Here is a 10,110-nt window from a genome sequence, read left to right as displayed (position 1 = left end):
AGGCTGATTCAAGGCATTTACGGGAGAAAAAATCGGCTCAAACATGAAGAAATGAAATGACTGAGTCAGCCGAGAAGAATTTCCCCGCTTATTCGCACCTTCCTTAACTCACCCTTAAATCTTGAGTTAGCCGTAATACACTAGGCATGAAGCCGAAACGTCTTTCGCCACTCCGCCGGACTCACCCCAAAACGCGCCTTAAACTGCTGTCGCCAGGTGACGGCGGAATTAAATCCCACCAGCTCAGCCACGCGTTCAATCGGCATATTTCCGGCTTCCAGCAGGATTTGGCTGCGCCGCAGGCGTTCGGCGGTCAACCAGTCGGCGACGCTCATCCCTGTAGCGTTAACAAAATGACGGGTCAGGGTGCGGCGGCTCATCGAGACCACCTCAGCCAGCGAGTCCAGACTATGTTGTTCGGTGATGTGCTGCTGCAGGTAGTCGATCAGGCAGTTAATGCGTCCGTCGCGGGTATCTTTAGGCACCGGCTGGGCGATGAACTGCGCCTGGCCACCCTAGCGGTGGGGCGGAACAATCATCCGGCGGGCAATCTGGTTAGCAACCACGCTGCCAAAGCGCTGACGAATGATATACAGGCAGCAGTCCAGCGCAGCGGCGGTTCCGGCAGAAGTGATGATATTGCCGTCATCCACGTAAAGGGCATTAATATCCAGCCGAACGTTCGGGAAGAGCGACTGAAACTGACGTTCGAACTCCCAGTGGGTGGCCGCACGTTTGCCGTCGAGGATCCCCGCCCAGGCCAGCACAAACGACCCCAGACACAGCCCGACGATTTCTGCGCCGCGGTCTCTCGCCTGTACCAGGCTGTCGAGCAGCGTCTGGGGCGGGCGTTCAGGAACGTGCTGCCAGTAGGGAACGACAACAATATCGGCCTGCCCAATGGCGGTAAAATCCTGCGTGGCGTTGAGGGAAAATCCGTCTTTTGAGGTGAGGAACCCTGGCGTTTCGGCGCAGATCGTCACGTTAAAGCGCTTTTCTCCGGAGACCGAGTCGCCAAACAAAATGCAGGGAACGGAGTAGTGGAACGGGCTGAACCCGTCTACCGCGACAATCGCGACGTTGACTAGCGACATTTGTCTCTCCTTTCCCTTTCAGACACTCAGAATATAACGGTTTCGCCATCCTGGGGAATGCTCACTGCGTCACTCACCTGGTTGGCTTCTACGTACTCACGCAGCGCGCTGCGGGTCAACAGGCAGTGGTTAATGGCCTCCATATGGCTCGCCACAATGTTGGCCTGCGGCAGCAGGAAATGAACGTTAAGCACATCTTCCTGCCCCATAATAATGGGCCCAAAACCAATGACGTGGGCATAGCCAGCGTTCAGCACCACCACGTCCGGCTGGTGCTTTTGCAGATCGGCCGCCACCTCGTCACGCCAGACGGTATCCCCGGCAAGGTAGAGCGTCTTCTCATCTGGATGACGCAGCACCACGCCACAGGCCTCGCCCAGCCGCTCCGCCAGTTCGGGCACGGCGTATGCGCGATCGGTACCGTGCTGACCGCCGTGGGTTTTCGCTATCCGGATATCACCAAAGGTGGTTGCGTCAGTCATGACCGTCAGGTTGCTAAACCCCTGGCTGCGCAGCAGCGCGGCGTCGCGGTCATTTTGTACGTAGATCGGTTTATCTTTGGCGATCAGCTCCGCCGCGGCGCGATCCCAGTGATCGTCATGGGTATGGGTGACGATCACCGCGTCGATGTCCAGCAGCGTGTTGACGTCTACGGGGAGTTCGACCGTCGGGTTACGGCGTTCGGCATGGGCCGTGCCGGGGAAGCCCGGATAAGCGCCCTGCGGAGCCAGCATCGGGTCGATTAAAAAACGTTTTCCAGCGTAGGTAATCAGCTGGGTGGCGTTGCGAATGTGGGTGATGTTCATGGGCTATCCTCCGGTTGGTGTGATAAGGAGGATAGCCAGCCGTCGCGCGTCATGCTGTGGGTTAAAGAGCGATTACCGATGAAATCGGGCCAATTTTCGTCACCGCGCTTTCTGCGGGTTCCTTACCAGCCCGGCACCGCCCCGCCATTAAAGATCGTCTCCGCTGCTTTCGCTACTTCAGGGGACTGATACGACTGGATAAATTCTTTCACGTTCTCGGCGTCTTTGTTGTCTTCGCGCGTCACCACGATGTTCACGTACGGCGAGTTTTTGTCTTCGATAAAGACGCTGTCATGCACCGGCGACAGCCCGGTTTGCTGAATATAGGTGGTGCTGATGATGGCGACATCCACTTTCGGGTCGTCCAGCACGCGCGGCAGCTGCGCCCCTTCGAGCTCCATGATTTTCAGCTGTTTAGGGTTGGCGGTAATATCCAGCGCCGTCGGCAGCAGCCCGGTATCCGGCTTCAGGGTGATGAGTTTCTCTTTTTGCAGCAGCAACAGCGCGCGGCCAAGGTTGGTCGGGTCGTTTGGAATGGCAATGGTTGCCCCGTCCTTCAGATCCGAGACGGATTTGATTTTGCGGGAATAGCCTGCCATCGGGAAGACAAAGGTGTTCGCCACGGCCACCAGCTTGTAGCCATGCGCCTTGTTATCCTCTGCAAGGAACGGGCGATGCTGGAAGACGTTGGCATCCAGTTCCCCCTGGTTGGTGGCATCGTTAGGCAACAGCGAGCCGCTGAAGCCCACCAGCTCCACGTCAAGACCATATTTCTCTTTCGCCACCTTTTTGGCGACTTCCGCCACGTCCTGCTCGGCGCCGTTGATGACGCCGACTTTAATGTGTTTGGCATCGCTGCCACTTTGATCGCACCCTGCCAGCAGCAGGCCAGCCAGTACCAGAGCACCCAATCGACGTTTCACAAGACAGTTCCTTTTGCTGAATGTTGTAGTGACTATATCGACAACGAGGCGGGGAAATAAAAACCGAAAAAGAATCAATAAGAAGGATCGGTTATATGCGGGTATGGCCGGGTGACGCTGCGCTTACCCGGCCTGCGGATTCAGAGCTTAAAGGGCTTTCGCCAGGTAATGTCGCTGCATGCCCGGGTACGGATAATCCTGCAAAGACATCTGCAGCTGGTACCCCTGTTTTTCATAGAACGGACGCGCCTGGAAGCTGACGGTATCCACCAGCGCGTGCTTGCAGCCTTTGCGTCTGGCTTCATCTTCCGCCGTTTTGATGAGCTGGCTGCCCACGCCGGATCCGCGCACGGCATCGCTCACCCAGAGAAAGTCGATATTCAGCCAGTCGCCTTTGCGCACCCCAATGAGCCCGCCGAGCATGGTGCCGATGTCGTCCCGCACGTAAACGCCAATATCCCCGCTGAATGTGGAGAGATCCAGAAACTGCGCATTGTAGGCTCTCAGGCCCGTGAGTAACTCTTCTTTTTCCTGCGCCGTAACCGCATGAGTAATGCTCAGGTGCATATTTTTCTCCTTGTTATCTGTGCCGTTTCACTATCTCACACACGCAACGTGGAGAAAATTCATACTTTCGGCTGGCGTCGCTACACTGAATGTAACGATATATTTCATGGGAAGCCTGTGACGTCAAAAGGGGGTTGTTGATGAAAGCTGCACACCTTGTCTGCCTGCTGGTTTGTCTGCTGTTCGCCGCGTTTGTCCACGCTCAGGAAAAGGACGATCCGGCGAAAGAGGCGCAGATTAAGCAACAGGTCCTGAAAGATATTAAGAAAACCTGTACGCCACAGAAAAAGCAGAGCGATAAGGCCTGGCAGGCGATGATTTTGTCGTCAGAGGCCAATCAGCTGCTGATCAAAAATGCCGTTACCGCCGTGAAGCGTGACAACCTGGACGCCTACTGGGCGGCGATTGGTCAGGTGGATTGTATGGAAGATTATTGAGGGCTGGAAACGTGCTTCTCGCCGGGTGGCGGCTGCGCCTTACCCGGCCTACACAACATGTTTAACGCTTACGCACGTCTGGAATGATCAAATCCCCGCGCAGCACATACGAGCCCAGCATCTGCGTTTTCTCCGTCAGCCAGCTCACGATACGCGCCGCCATGGCATCCATAGAATATTCAATCGCCGGGATCACCGGAATACCCGGCAGGTGCAGCGATCCGGCCAGGCTAAAGACCATAATGTCGTCCGGCACGGATTTATTAAACGCCTGCAGCTGCGGGATCACCCGCTGGGCTTCCTGCTCGTGCGCCACCAGCAGCGCGTTGAAGTTCAGCGTGCTGGCGTTATTCAGCAGCTCCTGTAGCGCAACGGACGACGAGGTCGCGTCCATGAACACAAGGTTGCGATTAAAGGGCAGGAAATTTTTCTCCAGCGCGTGCTTGTAGCCGAGCAGCACCTGGTCAGCAAAACCGCTGCCGTGCGGATGGATCAGGGCAATCTGGCGTCGCCCCTGGCTGGTCAGGTAGTTACAGGCGGTTTCGGCGGCAAAGGCGTGATCGAACTGGATGCTGTTGGAATTATCAGACTCCATGCAGTCCACCAGAATGACGTTGTCCATGTCGACGTCCAGCGGGAAACGCGCGCCAATCACCAGGATGTCATCGCAAAGCCCGCGAGAGAGTTCTTCAAGGGCGTGCATCACTTCCGCTTTACTGTGCGCGAAGCGCAGCAGCAGGTGTTTTTGATGCTGGCTGAGCTGTTTTTCCAGCGCGTAGAGATAACCGGTGGTCTGGTTAATGTTTTCCTGCGCGCAAATCACCCCGATACAGCCCGTCGACTGGCTCAGCAGCGACTGGGCAATCACATTAGGCCGGTAGTTAAGCTCATCCACTGCCTTCAGAACGGCCTGACGGCTGGCTTCCTTTACGCCACGCGACCCACTCAACACTCGCGATACCGTGGCTTTAGACACCCCGGCAAGACGTGATACATCATTGATTGTCGACATCTCTTTCCCCTGGCAGGCTTACCTCGCGCCTGCAAATTCCATGACCGCTTCGGCTCACATTATAGCCAGAGCGGAGTATATCCGTTTCCGTTTTCCATGGAAACCGATTTTCCGTTTCCACTCCAAATGATGTCAAAACTGCCAAATTATGTGACCTGCATCCGGTTAATTAGCCTCATAAGTATTGGATCTTGATGGTTGTCACAGTTCTGTCTTTTATGAATGGAAACCGGTTTCCGTATCATGTCCAATCATCCTCGCAATAACTTTTTACATTTAGAGGATGGTTGTCGATGTTCAAGATTATGCTGTGCTGCTCTGCCGGGATGTCCACCAGCCTGTTGGTCAGCAAAATGGTCGATGTCGCGAAAGAACGTGGTTTGCCGGTGAAGATTGATGCGTACGGTGTTTCCGAATTTGATACGCAGTTTCCGCAATACCAGGTGGTACTTCTCGGACCGCAAGTGAAATACATGTTACAGACACTCTCAGACAAGGCGGCGACGCATGGCATTCCGGTGCAGCCCATCGACATGATGGACTACGGCATGCAGCGTGGCGATAAAGTACTGGACTTTGCTCTGTCGCTCATCGAAGCGGCACACTAAAAGGTGTTCACATGAGTTCGTTATATCAATCCATGGTTGCGGTGATTGAGCAGTCAATTACCCCGCTGGCCGCGAAGCTCGGTCAGCAAAAATACGTGATTGCCATCCGCGACGGCTTTACCGCCGCGCTGCCGTTTATGATCATCGGCTCGTTTATGCTGGTGTTCATCTTCCCGCCGTTCTCGGCGGATACCACTAACAGCTTCGCCCGCGGCTGGCTGGATTTCTCCCAAACCTACCGCGAACAGCTGATGCTGCCGTTTAACCTCAGCATGGGCGTGATGACCTTCTTCATCTCGGTAGGGATTGGGGCGAGCCTGGGGCGTCAGTTTAACCTCGACCCGGTGATGTCCGGCCTGCTGGCCTTTATGGCCTTCCTGCTGGTCGCCGCGCCGTATGCCGACGGCAAAATCTCAACCCAGTACCTCTCCGGCCAGGGCATCTTCACCGCGCTGATCACCGCCATTTACTCAACCCGCGTGTACGCCTGGCTGAAGCAGAACAACGTCACCATCCGCCTGCCGAAGGAAGTGCCCACCGGCGTGGCGCGTTCGTTTGAGATCCTGATCCCGGTGATGGTGGTGATCGGCACGCTGCACCCGCTGAACCTGTTCATTGAAGCGCAGACCGGGATGATTATCCCGCAGGCGATCATGCACCTGCTGGAGCCGCTGGTGTCCGCGTCTGACTCCCTGCCCGCCATTCTGCTCTCCGTGCTGCTGTGCCAGATCTTCTGGTTCGCGGGTATCCACGGCTCGCTGATTGTTACCGGCATCATGAACCCGTTCTGGATGGCGAACCTCTCGGCAAACCAGGCGGCACTGGCCGCAGGCGCGGCGCTGCCGCACGTTTATCTGCAGGGTTTCTGGGATCACTACCTGCTGATTGGCGGCGTCGGTTCCACCCTGCCGCTGGCCTTCCTGCTGCTGCGCAGCCGCGTTACCCACCTGCGCACCATCGGCAAAATGGGCGTGGTGCCAAGCTTCTTTAACATCAACGAGCCGATTCTGTTCGGCGCGCCGATCATCATGAACCCAATGCTGTTTATCCCGTTCGTGTTCGTTCCGCTGGTCAACGCCTGCCTGGCGTACGGCGCAACCAAGCTCGGCTGGCTGGCACAGGTGGTCTCGTTAACTCCGTGGACTACGCCCGCGCCGATTGGCGCCTCGTGGGCGGCGAACTGGGCGCTGAGCCCGGTGGTGATGTGCCTCGTCTGCATGGTGATGTCGGCGCTGATGTACCTGCCGTTCCTGCGCGCCTATGAGCGTACGCTGATTAAAAACGAAGAGCAGAAAGCCCAGGCTGCAGCCGTGGGTGCCGCTGAAGCCACAAGCAATTAAGTCAAAGAGGAAGGGTCATGAAATACGCATTTCCCGATAACTTCTGGTGGGGCAGCGCAAGCTCCGCTCTCCAGACGGAAGGGACACGAGAGGGTGAAACCACGTGGGACTACTGGTTTGCCCGCGAGCCGAACCGTTTTCACAACGGCGTGGGGCCGCAGCACACCTCCACGTTTTATCAGCACTGGAAAACGGACATTCAGCTGTTAAAACAGCTGAACCACAACAGCTTTCGTACCTCGATTAGCTGGGCGCGCCTGATCCCCGACGGTATCGGTGAAGTGAACCGGGACGCGGTCGATTTTTATAATCAGGTCATTGATGAGCTGAATGAACAGGGCATCACGCCGTTTATCACCCTGTTCCATTTCGACATGCCGATGGCGATGCAGGAAATTGGCGGCTGGGAAAACCGTGACGTGGTGGACGCGTACGCCCGCTATGCGCAGATTTGCTTCGAGCTGTTCGGCGACCGCGTGCTGCACTGGTTTACCTTCAACGAGCCGATCGTGCCGGTGGAAGGCGGTTATCTGTACGACTTCCACTATCCGAACGTGGTGGATTTTCGTCGGGCAGCCACCGTGGCGTATCACACCGTGCTGGCCCATGCGAAGGCGGTGCAGGCCTACCGCGCCGGGCACTACGCGGGGGAGATCGGCATCGTGCTGAACCTGACGCCGTCGTATCCGCGTTCGCAGAACCCGGCAGACGTGAAGGCGGCGCACGTTGCGGATCTGATGTTTAACCGCAGCTTCCTCGACCCGGTCCTGCGCGGCAAATACCCGGCGGATCTGGTGGCGCTGCTGAAATCTTACGACCAGCTGCCCGCCTGCAAGCCGGAAGACGGTTTCCTGATTGCGGAAGGGAAAATCGACCTGCTCGGCATTAACTACTATCAGCCGCGCCGCGTGAAGTGTCGCGACAGCGCGGTGAACCCGCAGGCGCCGTTTATGCCGGAATGGTTCTTTGATAGCTACGAGATGCCGGGCCGCAAGATGAACCCCTACCGCGGCTGGGAAATCTACGCGCCGGGTATTTACGATATTCTGATTAACCTGCGCGACCATTACGGCAACCCCCGCTGCTTTATTTCTGAAAACGGCATGGGCGTCGAAAACGAGCAACGTTTTATTGAAAATGGCCAGATTAACGATCAATACCGCATTGATTTTATATCTGAGCATTTAACGTGGCTGCATAAAGGCATAAGCGAAGAGTGTAATTGTCTTGGCTACCATATGTGGACATTTATTGATAACTGGTCGTGGTGTAACGCGTATAAAAATCGCTACGGATTTATCCAGCTCGATCTGGAGACGCAGCAGCGCACCATTAAGAAAAGCGGGGAGTGGTTTGCCGCCACCGCCTTAAATAATAGCTTTGATAAAGAGTAATGATGATGATCGCACTAGAAGAAGCCGTAATGGAAATTATCGTCAATGCCGGGCAGTCCCGCAGCCTGTGCTTTGAAGCGCTGCACGCGGCGCGTCAGGGCAACATTGACGAGGCCAAAAGCCTGCTGCGCGAAGCCGACGGCTACGCGCGCCAGGCGCACAAGATGCAGACCAAACTGATCGAGCAGGATGCGGGCGAAGGCCGCCAGCCGATGACGTTAATCATGGTGCACGCGCAGGATCATTTAATGAACTCCTTATTAGCGCGTGAATTATCCGAAGAAATTATTCATTTATATCAGAGATAGTCTATGGCGAAATAAATTACTGTAATACCTCTGTACCTAAAACTAGAAATCCACTTGTTCTGATGATAGCGACATATTCTGTCAGATCGGAGCGGGATGGTTATTGTCTGAATAAAATTAAACTATATTGAGATAACCATGAATACGATTAAAAAACTTCCATTAACCATGGCGGTTATCGCCGCGCTTTGCCCAATTTCCGTGCTCGCCCAGGAATTCACGCAGGAGCAAATCGACGCCATTGTGGCGAAAGCGGTGGATAAAGCCCTGGCCGAACGTCAGGCCAAAATGGATGCCGCCGTCGCGAAAAAAGCGGACGTGGTGACCGAGCCGCAAAGCGCGGCGCAATCCCCGGACATGGCGATTCCGTTCGGCATTAAATTTACCGGCTACGCCCGCTACGGCGCGCACTTCCAGGCCGCCGATCAGAAATATGTGGCGGTGGATGGCTCCTACAACGGCGCGTCCGCGATCGGTCGTCTGGGTAACGAAGGCAACGGTGGCGAGTTCCAGCTTTCTAAAGCCTTCAAGGGCGACAACGGCGCCATCTGGGACATCAACGTGATGATCGACCACTGGGGCGACGAAGTTAACCTGAAAAAGGCCTACGCGGGGGTGACCAACATTATGGCCTCCAACCCGAACGCCTATTTCTGGGCCGGTCGCGACTTCCACCAGCGTCCGCAGCAGGGCATCAACGATTACTTCTGGATGAACCACGACGGCCAGGGCGCCGGGGTGAAGAACTTCGATATCGGCGGCGTGCAGTTTGACGTCGCTGCCGTGGCGGCAGTGGAATCCTGTAGCCCGGAAGTGATGGAAGACGAAGCGAACCCGTCGCGTATCACCTGTACCGGCGGGTCCGGCACGGGCGACAAAGGTAACTACGCGGCCACCTCTAAAATCCACGGTATGAAGCTCGGTCCGCTGGATCTGGAGCTGTACGCCAACTACGGCTTTGATTCAAAAGCGGTAGAGAGCGACGAGCGTCTGAACGCCTGGCAGGGCGGCGTGGTGCTGAGCCACACCAACGACAGCGGCGTGAACAAGGTGATTGCCCGCTACTCCGATAACTCGGACAACAGCGTGTTCAATAAAACCGAAGACCTGACCACGGTCTACGCCAGCTTCGAAGGGCTGTACAAATTCACCCAGGCCACGCAGGTGGAGTACATCCTCGCCTTCCACGACTACGACAACAGCCGTGATAAGACCGACAACCGTAAGAACTACAACGCCATCGTGCGCCCGATGCACTGGTGGAACGACGTTCACTCCACCTGGCTGGAAGCGGGCTGGCAGCACGTGGATTACGACAACGGCGGCGACAACAAGGGCTGGAAGCTGACCCTGTCGCAGAACATGTCTATCGCCATGGGGCCGGAGTTCCGTCCGATGCTGCGCTTCTACGTGACCGGCGGCAAGGTGGATAACGCACGCACCGCGCGCGTGAACAACACCAAAGACGAGACGCTCGACGACTTCAACGTCGGCGCGATGTGGGAGGCGTGGTTCTAGTAGAGCGTCGTTTGTTTCGCCCGGCGGCGCTGCGCTTGCACGGGCCTACAAGGTTTTGTAGGCCGGGTAAGCGTAGCGCCACCCGGCAAGATCCCATGTTATG

Annotated in this window: 10 protein-coding genes and 1 pseudogene; 6 read left to right on the top strand and 5 right to left on the bottom strand. The window is 56.3% G+C overall.

Features of this window, described 5'->3' with window-relative positions; genetic code table 11:
- Positions 1–140 precede the first annotated feature (140 nt).
- The 4 genes and pseudogenes from ACOTXI_RS20390 to ACOTXI_RS20375 form a co-directional block, all read right to left on the bottom strand.
- Positions 141–1,094 (bottom strand): annotated as a pseudogene (locus ACOTXI_RS20390) (GlxA family transcriptional regulator).
- Between the two features lie 26 nt (positions 1,095–1,120).
- Positions 1,121–1,900, bottom strand: a complete 780-nt coding sequence (locus ACOTXI_RS20385; RefSeq protein WP_008500127.1) for an MBL fold metallo-hydrolase — start codon at positions 1,898–1,900, stop codon at positions 1,121–1,123.
- 122 nt (positions 1,901–2,022) lie between these two features.
- Entirely contained in the window at positions 2,023–2,823 is an 801-nt protein-coding gene (nlpA, locus tag ACOTXI_RS20380; protein ID WP_008500128.1) for a lipoprotein NlpA, read from the bottom strand.
- 147 nt (positions 2,824–2,970) lie between these two features.
- On the bottom strand, positions 2,971–3,390 hold the full coding sequence (locus ACOTXI_RS20375) for a GNAT family N-acetyltransferase (RefSeq protein WP_008500129.1): 420 nt from the start codon (positions 3,388–3,390) through the stop codon (positions 2,971–2,973).
- Between the two features lie 140 nt (positions 3,391–3,530).
- Between ACOTXI_RS20375 and ACOTXI_RS20370 the strand changes: the two genes are divergently transcribed.
- Entirely contained in the window at positions 3,531–3,827 is a 297-nt protein-coding gene (locus tag ACOTXI_RS20370; RefSeq protein WP_021242704.1) for a YicS family protein, read from the top strand.
- Positions 3,828–3,888: 61 nt separating this feature from the next.
- Here the strand turns inward: ACOTXI_RS20370 and ACOTXI_RS20365 are convergent, their stop codons facing one another.
- Positions 3,889–4,839, bottom strand: coding sequence for a LacI family DNA-binding transcriptional regulator (locus ACOTXI_RS20365; RefSeq protein ID WP_058653705.1), 951 nt, complete (start codon positions 4,837–4,839; stop codon positions 3,889–3,891).
- Positions 4,840–5,132: 293 nt separating this feature from the next.
- Between ACOTXI_RS20365 and ACOTXI_RS20360 the strand changes: the two genes are divergently transcribed.
- The 5 genes from ACOTXI_RS20360 to ACOTXI_RS20340 all read left to right on the top strand — a co-directional run bounded on the left by ACOTXI_RS20360 (position 5,133) and on the right by ACOTXI_RS20340 (position 10,007).
- Entirely contained in the window at positions 5,133–5,447 is a 315-nt protein-coding gene (locus ACOTXI_RS20360; RefSeq protein WP_008500132.1) for a PTS sugar transporter subunit IIB, read from the top strand.
- 11 nt (positions 5,448–5,458) lie between these two features.
- Positions 5,459–6,787 (top strand): PTS sugar transporter subunit IIC, encoded by a 1,329-nt coding sequence (locus ACOTXI_RS20355; protein ID WP_023326395.1) that lies wholly within the window; start codon positions 5,459–5,461, stop codon positions 6,785–6,787.
- Positions 6,788–6,804: 17 nt separating this feature from the next.
- A complete protein-coding gene (locus ACOTXI_RS20350) occupies positions 6,805–8,181 on the top strand; it encodes a glycoside hydrolase family 1 protein (RefSeq protein WP_058653706.1) in 1,377 nt (458 codons plus the stop codon).
- A 5-nt stretch (positions 8,182–8,186) separates the two neighbouring features.
- Entirely contained in the window at positions 8,187–8,489 is a 303-nt protein-coding gene (locus ACOTXI_RS20345) for a PTS lactose/cellobiose transporter subunit IIA (protein ID WP_029741865.1), read from the top strand.
- Positions 8,490–8,627: 138 nt separating this feature from the next.
- The gene (locus tag ACOTXI_RS20340; protein WP_058653707.1) at positions 8,628–10,007 is read left to right on the top strand and encodes a carbohydrate porin; all 1,380 of its coding nucleotides are present in this window, start codon (positions 8,628–8,630) and stop codon (positions 10,005–10,007) included.
- Positions 10,008–10,110: the final 103 nt, after the last annotated feature.

The sequence above is a fragment of the Enterobacter cloacae complex sp. BZL2005 genome (genome assembly GCF_049238885.1).
Taxonomy (GTDB): Bacteria; Pseudomonadota; Gammaproteobacteria; order Enterobacterales; family Enterobacteriaceae; genus Enterobacter; species Enterobacter roggenkampii.
The sequence above is the reverse complement of the archived record's forward strand: the minus strand, read 5'-3'. Positions and strand labels throughout refer to the sequence as shown.